This is a genomic window from Bradyrhizobium sp. Ken64, from assembly GCF_055807555.1.
This window is the reverse complement of sequence record NZ_JBVVPA010000012.1, coordinates 108377-122916: the sequence shown is the minus strand read 5'-3', so window position 1 is coordinate 122916 and position 14540 is coordinate 108377. Positions and strand designations below refer to the sequence as shown.

Here is a 14540-nt window from a genome sequence, read left to right as displayed (position 1 = left end):
GCGGCCGCGACGAAACGCGGCCGCCGTCACGCTTACTCGGCCGGCTGCAGCGCGGCGGGAATGGTCGCCAGCTTTTCGCGGCCGGGCACCAGCACCGCCCAGACGAACATCAGCGCGGAGATCGCGACGAACCCACCGGAGCCGAGCCGCACCCAGTAGAAAAAGGCGAGCTGGTCCTGCACGTCCATGTAGCCCTGGCCGAGCACGCGCTGGAGATGGACCTGGACCACGCCGGCAAAGGTCAGCGCGAACGTCATCGTCATCATGGCCGTGCACATGATCCAGAAGCTCGTCATGCTGAGCCACTGGTTATAGGGTGCGCGTCCCTTGATCTGCGGGATGGCGTAAGCCATCACGGCAAGATTGAGCATCACATAGGCGCCGAAGAAGGCGAGATGGCCATGCGCGGCGGTGACCTGGGTGCCGTGGGTGTAGTAGTTCACCGAGGACAGCGTGTGCAGGAAACCCCAGACGCCGGCCCCCAGGAACGCCATCACCGAACAGCCGACCGACCACAGCAGCGCGGCGCGGTTCGGATGCTTGCGGCCGGCCTTCCAGGTCATCTGCACCGTGAAGATCACCATCGTGAAGAACGGCGCGACCTCGAGCGTCGAGAACAGCGAGCCGATCCACTGCCAGTAGCCGGGCGCGCCGATCCAGTAGAAGTGGTGGCCGGTGCCGAGAATCCCGGAGAACAGCGCGAGGCCGATAATGACGTAGAGCCACTTCTCGACCACCTCGCGATCGATGCCATTGAGCTTGATCATGAGATAGGCGAGCACGGAGGCCATGATCAGCTCCCAGACGCCCTCGACCCAGAGATGGACGACGTACCACCAGTACATCTTGTCGACGGCGAGGTTCGCCGGATTGTAGAAGGCGAACAGGAAGAAGATCGCAACGCCCCACAGGCCGAACAGCAAGATGTTGGTGACCGTGGTTTTGCGTCCCTTGAGCGCGGTCATGGTCACGTTGAACAGGAACATCAGGCAGACGACGACGATGCCGACCTTGATGATGAAGGGCTGCTCGAGGAACTCGCGGCCTTCATGGTAGTGGAAGAGATAGCCGACCACCGCGACGCCCGCTGCGCCGAAGAACATCCAGAACTGGATCTTTGCGAGCAGCGGGCTGTACAGCTCGGTCTCGGTTTCCTCAGGCAGCAGGTAGTAGGTCGCGCCCATGAAGCCGAGCAACGACCACACGATCAGCGCATTGGTGTGGATCATCCTGACGATGTTGAACGGCAGCAGCACCGACAGCGTGTTGGGCAGGACGTAGATGGTCCCGGCGAGGAGGCCGAACAGGACCTGGGCCAGGAACAGGGTCAGCGCGCCGTAGAAATACAGCATCGCGACTTTCTGCGTTTGATATTTCATCTCGGATTCTCTCTGTCTTGAAAGAGGAAAGCGGCGGGCTCAGCCGGCCTTGTTCGGCGGCCAATCCTGGCGCTTGATCGTGCTCACCCATTGCAGGAAATCGGCGAGATCGTTGAGCTCCTGATCGGTGAGGTTGAACTGCGGCATCTGTCGCCGGCCCTCCGCGCCCGAAGGCTGCGACTGCATCCAGGCCTTCAACGTCTCTCGCGCGCCGGCCGGATCCTCCTTGCCGCCCCATCGATCCCAGACGTTGCCGACTTCGGGCGCGAAATAGGCGCCTTCGCCGAGCAAAGTGTGGCAGTTGATGCAGGAGTTCTTCTCCCAGACATGCTTGCCGCGGGCGACCGACGACGTCAGCGTCGCCGCGTCCGTCGATGTCGTGGCCATGTAGTAGTGGCTGTGCGCCGTCAGCCCGATGAAGATGGCGAAGAAAAAGGCCGAGCCGCCGTAGAAGACGTTTCGAGCGGCCGACTTGGTCAGGCGTTCAGCCATTGCCAATCCTTTCAATTGAGTCCCGTCGAGAAAATCGGTGATGCGATCTATTGCCGATTGGCCCGGCCTGTTCTTTGTCAGGGCGCAAGGAGTGGGTCAGATCAGGGCGGCGACGGCGGATGTGAGCCAGGCAAACAGCACCACCATGAGGATCCAGGCGCTGACGAGGCCGCGCCAGAGCGCAGGCGCCGCGCGAAGATCGAGGAAATCGAGCGCAATCCGGCGGCCCTTGACGGCGGCCACGGCCAGCAGCAGGGCGTCGCCGAGCAGCGGCAGCGGCACCAGTAGTGGCACCATGATGGTCGCGAGCGCGAGGCCGATCAGCGCGAGCCAGGTGATTTCCAGGCGATCCGGCATCGTCACCGCACCAGATAAAGAATCGGGAACATCACGATCCAGACCAGATCGACCATGTGCCAGAAGGCCGTCCCCGTCTCGACGCCGAACGCCTCGGCGCGGCGGCAGACGAATGCGAGGATGATGATGCCGAGGCAGACGTGCAGGAGATGGAAGCCGGTCAGGAGGAAATAGAGTGTGAAGAACGGACTGGTTTCAAGTCCGATGCCGCGCCCGATCTCTTCCGCATATTCGGCGAGCTTGACCGCCACGAACAGGCCACCAAGCCCCATGGCTGTGAGGAGCCAGCATCGTGTCGCCCGCCTCTCGCTGGCCCGCGCGGCCTTCGTAGCCCGGGCTGCGGCCCAACCGCTCGTCACCAGCACGACAGTGTTTAATCCGGCGAGACCCGGATCAAGCGCCGCCTGCCCCGCCGCAAACACGGCCGGGTGGATCGCGCGGGCGACTGTGAAGGTACCGAGAAACAGACCGAAGGCGGCGAACTCGCTGAAGATCAGCACCCAGATCATGGGATCGCCGGGAAGATCGTCCAGGATTCCCCAGCCCGTTCCCTGTGGTTCGCAATCGGCTGCCGACATCTGCTCTTCCGGATCAGGACACCGGCCAGCTTTAGCTCAGCCGTGCCGATCCGAGTTTGTTGCCGGACAAATTTGGGGAATGCCGATCAATTTGTTTGCGCCGTCGCAACGTCCTGCCGGCCGGATCGCAGTACCAAACGCTCCAGGGTTCCGTGGAGCTGCGAGCGATAACGTGAGCGATGCACAAATCGGGCTGATGACCGCAACGCCCATCATCATCGTCTTCGCCATCGCGCTCCGGCGAATGGGCGTGCTGTCGACCGTGGCAACCGTATCGGCAGTGAGCCTTTCCATCGCGATCGCGGCGGTGCTGTTCACGACGCAGTAGAGCCGTCGATCTTGGATGGTAGCCCGGATCGAGCGCAGCGCAATCCGGGCTACGAAGAGATAGTCTCTATCTCCGCTGATTATACACGTCGATGCACACCGCCCCGAGCAGGACCAGTCCCTTGATGACCTGCTGATAGTCGATGCCAATGCCGAGGATGGACATGCCGTTGTTCATCACGCCCATGATCATGGCACCGACCACGGCACCGCCGACGCGGCCGACACCGCCATAGGCCGAGGCGCCGCCGATGAAGCAGGCGGCGATGACGTCGAGCTCGAAGCCGAGACCCGCCTTCGGCGTTGCCGTGTTGAGGCGCGCGGCGAAGACGAGGCCGGCGAGCGCAGCGAGCACGCCCATGTTGACGAAGGTAAGGAAGGTCAACCGTTCCGTCTTGATGCCCGACAGGCTTGCCGCTTTCGCGTTGCCGCCGACCGCATAGACCTGCCGACCGATGACGGTGCGCCGGGTGACGAAGCCGTAGAGCGCGATCAGCGCGGTCATGATGACCAGCACGTTCGGCAGACCGCGATGCGAGGCGATCAGATAGGTGAAATAGAGCACGGCGCAGGCCAGGAGAATGCTCTTGCCGAGGAAGAACGCGTAAGGCTCGACCTCGATGCCGTGCAGCTGCTCGCGCGAGCGCCCCTTGGCGCTGGCGTAGACGAGGCCGAGCGCGAGCACCGCACCGACCAGCATCGACGTCGGATGCAACGTGCCGGCCTCGGGCAGCATCTCCGGAATGAAGCCCGACGACAATTTCTGGAAGGTCGCCGGGAACGGTCCGAGCGACTGGCCCTGCAATACCGCAAGCGCGAGCCCCTTGAACACCAGCATGCCGGCGAGCGTGACGATGAAGGACGGTATCTTGAAATAGGCCACCCAATAGCCCTGCGCGGCGCCGATCGCCGCGCCCAGCAGCAGGCAGGCGATGAAGGCGAGCGTGTAGTCGACCTTGTAGGTCACCATGAGCACGGCGGCCACCGCGCCGACGAAGCCCGCGACCGAGCCGACCGAGAGATCGATATGGCCGGTGACGATCACCAGCAGCATGCCCAGCGCCATGATGACGATGTAGCTGTTCTGCAGCACCAGATTGGTCAGGTTGAGCGGCTGCAGCAGCGTGCCACCCGTCATGACCTGGAAGAACAGCATGATCGCGATCAGCGACATCAGCATGCCGTAATTGCGCAGATTGTTCTTGATGAAGCTGCCGTGCCGGCCCTCCTCGGGCAGCGAAACCGTCTTGTCGGTCATGGCTGCGATCCTCCCATCTCCGCACCCGCAAGGGCGCTGCTTCCATAATTTCTGTCGTTGCGCATGATGGCGCGCATGATCTTTTCCTGCGTTGCGTCTGCGCTCTTGAACTCGCCGACGAAGGCGCCGTCGTTCATGACGCAGATGCGGTCGCAGATGCCGAGCAGCTCGGGCATCTCCGAAGAGATCACCACCACGCCGCGGCCGGCTTCCGCAAGCTCGTTGATGATACAGTAGATCTCGTATTTGGCACCGACGTCGATGCCCCGGGTCGGCTCGTCCAGGATCAAGACCTTGGGGTCGGTCATCAGCCATTTCGACAGCACGACCTTTTGCTGGTTGCCGCCGGAGAGCTGGCTGGTCTCCTGGTAGACGTCGGAGCAGCGGATGCGCATCCGGTTGCGGTAGTCGCTGGCGACCTTCAGCTCGGCGATGTCGTCGATGACGCGGTTCGGCGCGACCTGGTCGAGGCTCGCGAGCGTGATGTTCTTGCGGACGTCGTCGGCGAGGATCAGTCCGAGCTGCTTGCGGTCCTCGGTGACATAGGCAAGGCCGGCGTCGATCGCGGCCGCGACGTTCGGCAGCACGATCTCATGGCCCTCAAGCCGGATGCGACCGCTGATCGTGGTGCCCCAGGACCGGCCGAACAGGCTCATCGCGAATTCGGTGCGGCCGGCGCCCATCAATCCGGCAATGCCGACGACCTCGCCGCGTTTCACGCTGAAATCGACGTTCTTGATCACCTGCCGCTCGGGATGGATGGGATGGTAGACCGACCAGTTCTCGACCGTGAGAACGGGCTCGCCGATCTTCACGCTGCGCTCGGGAAAGCGATGGGCGAGATCGCGGTTGACCATGCTGCGGATGATGCGGTCTTCCTGAATCGGCTCGGCGCGGCAGTCGATGCCGTCAACGGTGCGGCCGTCGCGCAGCACGGTGATGTGGTCGGCGACCTTGGCGACCTCGTTCAGCTTGTGCGAGATCAGGATGGAGCCGATGCCCTGCGCGCGGAACGCCATGAGACGTTCGAGCAGCGCGGCGCTGTCGGCCTCGTTGAGGCTCGCGGTCGGCTCGTCCAGGATCAGCATCCGCACCCGCTTGGACAGCGCCTTGGCGATCTCGACCAGCTGCTGCTTGCCGACGCCGAGATCGGTGATCAGCGTATCCGGGGATTCCTTCAGGCCGACCTGCGCGAGCAGGTCGCGCGTGCGCCGATATACCTGGTCGCGGTCGATGACGCCAAGCTTGGACGGCGGGTGCGACAGAAAAATGTTTTCGGCGATCGACATCAGCGGGATCAGCGCCAGCTCCTGATGGATGATGATGATCCCGAGCGCCTCGGAATCGTTGATGTCGCGGAAGCGGCGCTCCTCGCCATCAAAGATGATGGTGCCCTCGTAGCTGCCGGCCGGGTAGACGCCACTGAGCACCTTCATCAGCGTGGACTTGCCGGCACCGTTCTCGCCGACGAGGGCGTGGATCTGCCCGGCTTCAACCGAGAAATTGACATCGCGCAGCGCCTGCACGCCGGAAAAGCTCTTGCTGACGTTGCGCATCTCCAGCATTGCGGTCATGATTTCACGTCCCTCAATCAGTGTTAGCTCCTCTCCCGGCTTGCGGGGAGAGGTCGGATCGCATCTTTAGATGCGATCCGGGTGAGGGGGAGTCTCCGCGAGACACACTGCTACCTTCCTCGCGGAGGCTCCCCCTCACCCTAACCCTCTCCCCGCAAGCGGGGAGAGGGAAAAGAAAAGAAAAGAAGCCTTACTGGAACTGCGCCTTCTTGTAGTAGCCGCTCTCGACCAGGACCTTCTCCCAATTGTCCTTGTAGACCACGACCGGCTTGAGCAGATAGGACGGCACGGTCTTGGCGCCGTTCTCGTAGGTCTTGGTGTCGTTGACGGTGACCTGCTTGCCGGCAAGCGCAGCGTCGACCATGTCGGCGGTCACCTTGGCGAGGTCGCGGGTGTCCTTGAAGATGGTCGAATACTGGTCGCCGCGCAGCATCGCCTTGATCGAGGGCACCTCGGCATCCTGGCCCGAGATGATAGGCATCGGCTGGCCGGCGCTGCCATAACCGACGCCCTTCAGCGAGGAGATGATGCCGATCGACAGGCCGTCATACGGCGACAGCACGGCGTTGACCTTCTTGTTGCCGTAGTAGGCGCTGAGCAGATTGTCCATGCGGGCCTGCGCGGTGGCGCCGTCCCAGCGCAAGGTCGCAACCTTGTCCATACCCATCTGACCGGAGGCGACGACGAGCTTGCCGCTGTCGATGTACGGCTTCAGCACGCTCATCGCGCCGTTGTAGAAGAAGTAGGCGTTGTTGTCGTCGGGCGATCCGCCGAACAGTTCGATGTTGAACGGACCCTTGCCCTCCTTTAGGCCAAGCCCTTTCTCGATTGATTGCGCCTGGAGCACGCCGACCTGGAAATTGTCGAAGGTCGCGTAATAGTCGACATTCGGCGTGCCGCGGATCAGGCGGTCATAGGCGATCACGGTGATGCCTTTTGCTTTCGCCTGCTTGAGCACGTCGGAGAGCGTGGTGCCGTCGATCGCGGCAATCACCAGCGCTTTCGCGCCCTTGGTCACCATGTTCTCGACCTGCGAGAGCTGGTTCGGAATGTCGTCCTCGGCATATTGCAGGTCGGTGTTGTAGCCGCGCTCCTTCAGCACCTTCACCATGTTGTTGCCATCGTCGATCCAGCGCGCCGACGATTTGGTCGGCATGGCGATGCCGACCGTTGCTTTGTCCTGGGCCGAGGCGGTGACGCCCGCGGCCATCGTCGCAGCGCCGGCCAGCGCCAGCGCGAGGAATGTCGTCTTCAGTTTCAACATGTTTCACTCCCTTGATGTCAGACTGTTTTTTCGTGTCGTCGAGAAATTTGGTCGTGTGCGGCTTCTAGCCTCCTATCCGAGCTTGACGTCGGGCTCCGCGCGACCGCGCGCGGATGCCTCCAACAGGAAGGTGTAGCCGGCTTGCGGATCGGCGGCACGCGCCGCCGCATCCATGTCCTGCCAGGCCGAGGTGACGAGGAGACGCGACAGATCAGGGCCGACAAAAGCGGGGCAGCTCGCCTGCTTTGCCGGCACGCTCAGCGAACGCAGGCGCTCGCCTTGCGGAGAGTAGACGTCGACGCGGCTTGCGCCCCAGCACGCGTTCCAAATCTGCCCGTCGGCGTCGCACACCGAGCCGTCGAGACCGCCGATGCCGGTGTGGCGCAGCAGCACTTCCGGCTCGCCGAGCGGCAGGCCGGTCGTGGGATTGAGCGGCACCGCGTAGAGCAGCGCGCGCGCGGTGTCGGCGAAGTAGCCAGTGGCGCCATCGGGCGAGAAGCAGATCGAGTTGGGAATGCTGATGCGCGGAAACAGCATCGATATCTCGCCGTGATGGAACGCGTAGATCGCGCCTGCCCCTGCTTCCGCCTTGCGGCCCATGGTGCCGATCCAGAACGTGCCGGAGGGATGCACGCGGGCATCGTTGGAGCGGGTCGCGGGATTGTCCGCTTCGAGCGGACAGAGCAGCGTCATCGCGCCGTCGGGAGTTTTGCGGATATAGAGCCCGTCTTCCGCGACAATCAACTGCCGCTCGGAGTCAATCCGCCCAAGTGCGCTCGCCATCCGGCCCAGCGCATGAACGCGAACGCTGCCACGGCCGAGCTGCGCCTCGAACAGTCGCCCCTCGCGGATATCGAACCACCAGGCCGTGTCCGTGGTCACGTCATAGGTCGGCCCCTCGCCGAGATGGCAAGGATCGTCCGAAAGAACCGAGGTCGGCACCTGTTCCATCATGACCTTCTCACCGCAAAGCGATAGACCGTATGATGGCGATAGACCTCGCGGGGCGCTAGGCGCGGGCTCGGGAAATCCGGCCGGTTCGGTGCGTCCGGCCAGATATGCGGCTCCAGGCACATCGCGTCCGACTGCCGGTAGAGCTTGCCACCCTTGCCCGAAATGGTGCCGTCGAGATAATTACCCGAATAGACCTGCAGACCAGGCTGATCCGTGAACAGCTCCATGATGCGCCCCGAGCGCGGCGCCTCCAGCCGTGCCGCGAGACTGAGCTTGCCGTCGCGCGCGAGACAGTAGGTGTGGTCGTAGCCCTTGCCGTTGCGCAATTGCTGGTCGCCCTCGCGGATGCGCTCGCCGACGGGCCGCGGCCCGCGGAAGTCGAACGGCGTGCCGGCAACGCTGCGCGGCGGCTCCGGCAATGGAATGGCGGTGGGATCGATCGCGAGGAAATGCCCGGCGGCGACCGTCAGCTTGTGATCGAGAATGGGCGTGCCTGATGTCGCGCCTTCCAGATTGAAGAAGCTGTGGTTGGTCAGGTTGACGATGGTCGGCCGATCGGTCCGCGCCTCCATGATCAGGGATAGCTCGGCCGGGCCGGTGACGCGATAGGTCAGGCGCACATCGAGCCGACCGGGATAGTTTTCCTCGCCATGCGGGCTCGTGTAGGTCAGCGTGACCGCGGGCTCGGCGCCAGCGTCGATCTCCGCAATGTCCCAGAGCTTGCGATCAAAACCGTCAACGCCGCCGTGCAGCGCATTCGGACCGTTGTTGACGGGAAGCTGCACCGTCTCGCCGTCCAGCGCAAATTGTCCGTTGGCGATGCGATTGGCGTAGCGGCCGACGGTGGCGCCGAAGAACTTCCGTTCGGCGAGATAGCCGGCGAATGCGTCATGGCCGAGCACGACGTCGTCGTAGCCACCCTTGGCGTCCGGCGCGATCAAGGCCTGCAAGACTGCACCATGGGTGATGATGCGTGCCTCGAACCCGCCCTCTCCGCGCAGCATGATGCGGTCCACCTTGCGGCCGTCCGGCAGCGTTCCGAAGACGTCTCTTTCTGCTTTCGATCCAGCCATGATCAATCCACAAACGGTTCGACGATCGTGCGCCTGCCAAGCAGGAAGGCGTCCGCCACGAGACGAAGCGGCGCCAAATCGACGTCGCTCGCGCCTGTCGCGGCGAGCGTGACGAAGCGCCGGTAAAGCTCCCGATATTCCTCATCGGGCGCCTCGGCAACGGTCTTGCCGTCGATCGCCATGATCCGGCCGCCGCGGGATAGCGTCATCCGGCCTTGGTCGGTTTCGACGAGGATATCCCAGCTCTGCGGCCCAGTCTGGCGGAAATCGAACTCGGCGGCCACAGGCAGGCCGTCGATGTCGGTCAGCGTCAGCTTCGCGGCGATCGGCGCCTGGCAATTGGCGGGGAAGGCGAGCTCGGCCGCGGTGACGAACACGGGCTTCGGCAGGATCCTGGTCAGGATCGACAGCGCATTGATGCCGGGATCGAACACCCCGAGCCCGCCCGGCTCCCAGATCCAGGCCTGCCCGGGATGCCAGACGCGGACGTCCTCTTTCCAGTTGATGTGCACGGAACGGATGCGGCGCGCGGCGAGCCACTCGCGCGCCGGCTCGACGGCCGGCGCATGGCGCGAATGCCAGGTCGCAAACAGCGTTCGCTTGGCCTCACCCGCCATCGCGATCAACGGATCGAGCTCGGCAACGCCGGCGCCGGGCGGCTTCTCCAGCATGACATGCTTGCCGGCCCCGAGCGCTGCGACGGCCTGGGCGCGGCGCACTTGAGGCGGCGTGCAGAGCGACACCGCGTCAATCGGCGGACCTTTCTCCAACAGCTCTTCGATGGTCGCGAAATGCGGCAGATCCGGCAACGAGGCATTGCGGCTGGCGACGGCTGCCAGCGTCGCGCCGGGAACTGCTGCGATGGCGCCGACATGCTGATCCCGCGCGATCTTGCCGAAGCCGACGATGGCGATGCGAAGTTCAGTCACGATCTTTCTCCAGCTTCCGCGGACGGCAGCGCTTCGGCCGGTACAGTCTCGATCACTGTACCCTCATGGCGGCGCATGCCGTTGTGAATGACATAGACCATCGCCTCCGACGCAGTCGCAGCATCACCGGCGGCGATGGCATCGACGATCTTCTGATGCCACAGCAGAACGGTGTCGCGGTCCTCCGATTCGACCGGTGCGCTGAGCAGGAATGAGGCGCGCAACGCAGCCTCGATGACGTGCCCAATCGAGCGCATGAACAGATTTCCGGAGGCGCGCGCCACCGCCACGTGGAGCGCGAGGTCGGCATCGGCGAAGCCAATGGAGTCGGAGGCTTCAAGTCGCATCCGCTCCATGCAGCGCCGGAGCTCGGAGAGATCCTGCTCCGACCGCTGCGCCGCCGCCAACATCGCCGCGCGCGGCTCGACCGCAAGGCGAATCTCGGCGAGGTCGTTGAGGAAACGCTTGTCGATCCCGGCGTCCAGGTGCCAGGCCAGCACGTCGGCGTCGAACATGTTCCAGGCGACGCGTTCGCGCACGACGGTGCCGACGCGGGCCTTGGTGGTGAGCAGGCCCTTGGCGACCAGCGTCTTGACGCTCTCCCGCAATACCGGCCGCGACACCCCGAACATGGCGATCATTTCGGCATCGCCCGGCAGGCGCGTTCCCTCCGCGTAGCGGCCGGCAATGATGTCAACGCCGATCGAACGGGCCACCTCCGCGTGATTGGAGTGCGCCCGGCGCGTCGGGATGGCGAGGATGCGTGAGGTGGTCATGAGACTGCTCCCGCGCGCTTTGGCACGGGCCGGCGCGCGAGCGCGACCAATCCCTGTTGCAAGGCGATGAAGGCGAACAGCAGCACGCCGGTCGCGATCTTGGTCCACCAGCTCGACAGCGTCCCGTCGAAATTGATGTAGGTCTGAATCATGCCCTGGATCAGCACACCGAGGAAAGTGCCGATCACGGAGCCCTGCCCGCCCGTGAGCAGCGTGCCGCCGATCACGACGGCCGCGATGCTATCAAGCTCGACGCCGACGGCGGACAGCGAGTAGCCAGCGCTGGTGTAGAAGGAGAAGACGATGCCGGCGATGCCCGCGAGCAGGCTCGACAGCATGTAGATCTTCACCGTCATCCTGCCGACGGCGATACCCATCAGGCTCGCGGTCGCCCGGCTGCTGCCGAGCGCATAGACATTGGCGCCGAACCGGGTGAGCTGCAGCAGCAATGCGCCGCCGATCACGATCGCAAGCATGATGATCGCGACCGCCGTCAGCCGTCCATCGCCGGGTAGTCGCAGTGCGAAGTCCGACACGGTGGAATAGACCGGTGCTGTGATCGGCACCGATTCCGTCGAGAGCAGGAAGCTGGCACCCCGGGCCAAGAACATGCCGGCGAGCGTCACGATGAAAGGCGGCAAATCGAAGACGTGGATCACCGCGCCCATCGCCGCTCCGAAGGCGGCCGAAAGCGCGAGAATGGCGACGAAGGCGACCAGGGGCGGCATTCCCCAGCGCTCGATCGCCAGCGCGACGAACACCGTGGTGAAGCCGATCACCGAGCCGACCGAGAGATCGATGCCGCCGGAAATGATGACGAAGGTCATACCGGTCGCGACGATGCCGAGGAAGGCGTTGTCGGTCAGGAGATTGCCGACCACGCGGGTGGAGGCGATGTTGGGAAACTGTATCGCGCAGAGCGCGAATCCCACGACGAGCACGATCGCCGTGATGAGGACGGGCGGCAGGCCTTTCATGCCTTGGTCCTCCGCAGCCGCGCCACGACGCCGGCAAAGCCGGACAGCTTCGGCGATTGCAGCAGCAGCACGGCGAGCACCACCACCGCCTTGACCAGCAAATTGAACTCCGGCGGATAGCCCGACAGCAGAATGCCGGTATTCATGGTCTGGATGATCAGCGCCCCGAGTACGGCCAGCACGAGACTGAAGCGGCCGCCGAACAGCGAGGTGCCGCCGATCACCACCGCGAGGATGGCGTCGAGCTCGAGCCAGAGGCCGGCATTGTTGGCATCCGCACCCATGATGTCGGCCGCCGCGATGACGCCGGCAAGCGCGGCGCAAACGCCGCACCAGACATACACCGCCAAAATCATGGCGCGCGTGCCAACGCCGGCAAGCTCGCTCGCCCGCGCATTGCCGCCGGTTGCCTCGATCAGTAACCCAAGTGCCGAGCCTCGCACCACCGCGCCGGTGAGGATCAGCATGCCCAGCGCAATCGCGACCGGCACCGGCACGCCGAGGATGGAGCCGTTGCCGAGCCAGACCAGATCGGGCGAGGAGAAGGTCACGATGCGGCCTTCGGTAATGAGCTGGGCGATGCCGCGTCCCGCCACCATCAAGATCAGGGTCGCCACGATCGGCTGCATGCCGAGCACCGCGACGAGAAATCCGTTCCACAATCCGCAGATCAGGCCCGCGCCGAGCGCAGCCGCCAGCACCACTGCCAGACTGTGGTTGTCGGCGAGGCTCGCCGCGATCGCGCCTGAGATCGCCATCACAGCGCCGACCGACAGGTCGATGCCGCGCGTCGCGATCACCAGCACCATGCCGAGCGAGAGCAGCGCCACCGGCGTGCCGCGGTTGAGCACGTCGATCAGGCTGCCGAATAGCCGGCCGTCCTGGAGGCGCAGATCGAAGAATTGCGGCGACACCACGCGATCGACCGCCAGGATGACGATCAACGCGAGGATCTGGGCAAGGCCGCGGCGCGGCAACAGCGCGGTCATGCCCGGCCCTCATGGGCGACACTGGCGCCATCGGCGGCGATGGCGGCGAGAATGCTGCCGACGTCGATGGCCTCGCCCGTGAGCTCCTCGACATGAGCCCGGTCGCGCAGCACCACCACGCGATCGGAATAGGTCACGATCTCGTCTAGCTCGGAGGAAATCACGAGCAGCGCAAGCCCGTCGTCGCAGAGCTCGCGTATCAGGCGGATGATCTCGGCATGCGCACCGACGTCGATGCCGCGGGTCGGCTCGTCCAGGACGAGGAGCCGCGGCGAGGTCGCAAGCCACCGTGCCAGCAGGACCTTCTGCTGATTGCCGCCGGACAGCAGGCCGACGGGACGCTCCGGATCGGGCGGGCGAATGTCGAGCATCTTGACATAACGGCTTGCGATCTCGTCCTGCTCGCGTCGCGACAGCGGCCGATGCAGACCGCGCTTGGCCTGGAGCGCGAGCACGATGTTCTCGCGCACGGTGAGCTCAGCGACGATGCCGTCGGTCTTGCGCTCCTCGGGGCAATAGCCAAAGCCGTGGCGCACGCCGTCCCGCGGCGAGTGAAGCCGGACAGGCGCGCCTTCCACCTTCGCCTGCCCGCCATCCGCGCGCTCGACGCCGAACACCAGCCGGGCCGTCTCGGTCCGCCCCGAGCCGAGCAGGCCGGCGAGACCGACAACCTCGCCATGGCGCAGCTCGAGATTGAACGGCGCGACATAGCCGGCCTTGCCGTAACCCTCGAAGCTCGCACAGACTTCACGCGTAGTCTGTGCGCCTGTCGACGCCCGCGCGCTGGTGGTCTCGGCCAGCTCGCGGCCGAGCATCATCCGGATCAACTCGAGCCGCGACAGCGACGCGGTCTCGCGCTCGCCGACCAGGCGACCATTTCGCAAAACGGTGATGCGATCGGAGATCTCGTAGACCTGGTCGAGGAAATGGCTGACGAAGACGATTCCAATGCCGCGCTTGGCAAGCTGACGCATGATGCGAAAGAGAATCTCGACCTCGTGGCGATCGAGGCTCGCGGTCGGCTCGTCCAGGATCAGCACGCGCGCCGAGAGATCGACGGCGCGCGCGATCGCGGTGACATGCTGGATCGCCACCGAATAATTGCCAAGCGGCGCTGATACGTCGATGTCGAGTCCGAAATCCGCGAGCAGCGCCTTCGCGCGGCGTCGCATCTCGCCTTCGCGCACGATGCCGAAGCGCATCGGCTGCCGGTCGAGGAACAGGTTCTGCGCCACCGAGAGATTCGGCAGCAAATTGACTTCCTGGTAGACGGTAGCAATGCCGGCCTGAACCGCCGCCTTGGCCGAGCGCGGCGCGACCTCTCCGCCGCTGATCCTGACGACGCCGGCATCGCGCGGGAACACGCCGGTGATCACCTTGATCAGCGTGGACTTGCCGGCGCCGTTCTCACCAAGCAGTGCATGGATCTCGCCGGCGCGAAGCGTGAAGTCGACCTCCTGCAACGCACGCACAGCACCAAAACTCTTGCTGATCCCGCGCACCTCCAGCAGGGAAGCAGCGGAATCCGGGCTGTTCTCCATGACAAATTCACTCCCAGCGGCGCCCGCTGACGATGCGGACACGGAGCCTGTTCGTTCGCGTGGCGGTTTCGA

The 14540-nt window shown here is 64.5% G+C and carries 15 protein-coding genes; 1 reads left to right on the top strand and 14 read right to left on the bottom strand.

The window, feature by feature from the left end:
* Positions 1-32: 32 nt before the first annotated feature.
* From AC0L2F_RS20685 to AC0L2F_RS20670, 4 genes are all read right to left on the bottom strand, one after another.
* Positions 33-1379, bottom strand: coding sequence for a cbb3-type cytochrome c oxidase subunit I (locus AC0L2F_RS20685; RefSeq protein ID WP_473249653.1), 1347 nt, complete (start codon positions 1377-1379; stop codon positions 33-35).
* A gap of 39 nt (positions 1380-1418) precedes the next feature.
* Positions 1419-1871, bottom strand: coding sequence for a c-type cytochrome (locus AC0L2F_RS20680; protein ID WP_007608447.1), 453 nt, complete (start codon positions 1869-1871; stop codon positions 1419-1421).
* Between the two features lie 96 nt (positions 1872-1967).
* Complete coding sequence (locus tag AC0L2F_RS20675; protein WP_473249652.1) at positions 1968-2228, bottom strand: cytochrome C oxidase subunit IV family protein; 261 nt, start codon at positions 2226-2228, stop codon at positions 1968-1970.
* 2 nt (positions 2229-2230) lie between these two features.
* On the bottom strand, positions 2231-2806 hold the full coding sequence (locus AC0L2F_RS20670) for a cytochrome c oxidase subunit 3 family protein (protein WP_007608444.1): 576 nt from the start codon (positions 2804-2806) through the stop codon (positions 2231-2233).
* A 172-nt stretch (positions 2807-2978) separates the two neighbouring features.
* Between AC0L2F_RS20670 and AC0L2F_RS20665 the strand changes: the two genes are divergently transcribed.
* Positions 2979-3134 carry a hypothetical protein gene (locus AC0L2F_RS20665; RefSeq protein WP_167552244.1) on the top strand — a complete coding sequence of 52 codons (156 nt, stop codon included), beginning with the start codon at positions 2979-2981 and terminating at the stop codon, positions 3132-3134.
* A gap of 66 nt (positions 3135-3200) precedes the next feature.
* On the opposite strand, the gene mmsB is transcribed toward AC0L2F_RS20665, so the two are convergent.
* The 10 genes from mmsB to AC0L2F_RS20615 all read right to left on the bottom strand — a co-directional run bounded on the left by mmsB (position 3201) and on the right by AC0L2F_RS20615 (position 14468).
* Positions 3201-4391 carry a multiple monosaccharide ABC transporter permease gene (gene mmsB / locus AC0L2F_RS20660; protein WP_007608442.1) on the bottom strand — a complete coding sequence of 397 codons (1191 nt, stop codon included), beginning with the start codon at positions 4389-4391 and terminating at the stop codon, positions 3201-3203.
* Entirely contained in the window at positions 4388-5965 is a 1578-nt protein-coding gene (gene mmsA, locus AC0L2F_RS20655; RefSeq protein WP_007608441.1) for a multiple monosaccharide ABC transporter ATP-binding protein, read from the bottom strand. The genes mmsB and mmsA overlap by 4 nt, the downstream gene beginning before the upstream one ends.
* A gap of 190 nt (positions 5966-6155) precedes the next feature.
* Positions 6156-7229 carry a multiple monosaccharide ABC transporter substrate-binding protein gene (chvE, locus tag AC0L2F_RS20650; protein WP_063993005.1) on the bottom strand — a complete coding sequence of 358 codons (1074 nt, stop codon included), beginning with the start codon at positions 7227-7229 and terminating at the stop codon, positions 6156-6158.
* Positions 7230-7301: 72 nt separating this feature from the next.
* Positions 7302-8180 carry an SMP-30/gluconolactonase/LRE family protein gene (locus AC0L2F_RS20645; protein WP_473249719.1) on the bottom strand — a complete coding sequence of 293 codons (879 nt, stop codon included), beginning with the start codon at positions 8178-8180 and terminating at the stop codon, positions 7302-7304.
* Complete coding sequence (locus AC0L2F_RS20640) at positions 8180-9256, bottom strand: aldose epimerase family protein (RefSeq protein WP_007608438.1); 1077 nt, start codon at positions 9254-9256, stop codon at positions 8180-8182. The genes AC0L2F_RS20645 and AC0L2F_RS20640 overlap by 1 nt, the downstream gene beginning before the upstream one ends.
* Positions 9257-9258: 2 nt before the next feature.
* Positions 9259-10185: a Gfo/Idh/MocA family protein gene (locus AC0L2F_RS20635; RefSeq protein WP_473249651.1), complete on the bottom strand. Its 927-nt coding sequence runs from the start codon at positions 10183-10185 to the stop codon at positions 9259-9261.
* Positions 10182-10961: a FadR/GntR family transcriptional regulator gene (locus tag AC0L2F_RS20630; RefSeq protein ID WP_473249650.1), complete on the bottom strand. Its 780-nt coding sequence runs from the start codon at positions 10959-10961 to the stop codon at positions 10182-10184. The genes AC0L2F_RS20635 and AC0L2F_RS20630 overlap by 4 nt, the downstream gene beginning before the upstream one ends.
* Positions 10958-11938, bottom strand: coding sequence for a galactofuranose ABC transporter, permease protein YjfF (gene yjfF / locus AC0L2F_RS20625; RefSeq protein WP_473249649.1), 981 nt, complete (start codon positions 11936-11938; stop codon positions 10958-10960). The genes AC0L2F_RS20630 and yjfF overlap by 4 nt, the downstream gene beginning before the upstream one ends.
* Positions 11935-12927, bottom strand: a complete 993-nt coding sequence (locus AC0L2F_RS20620) for an ABC transporter permease (RefSeq protein ID WP_007608426.1) — start codon at positions 12925-12927, stop codon at positions 11935-11937. Before AC0L2F_RS20620 ends, yjfF begins: the two co-directional genes overlap by 4 nt.
* Positions 12924-14468 (bottom strand): sugar ABC transporter ATP-binding protein, encoded by a 1545-nt coding sequence (locus AC0L2F_RS20615; RefSeq protein ID WP_473249648.1) that lies wholly within the window; start codon positions 14466-14468, stop codon positions 12924-12926. The genes AC0L2F_RS20620 and AC0L2F_RS20615 overlap by 4 nt, the downstream gene beginning before the upstream one ends.
* Positions 14469-14540: the final 72 nt, after the last annotated feature.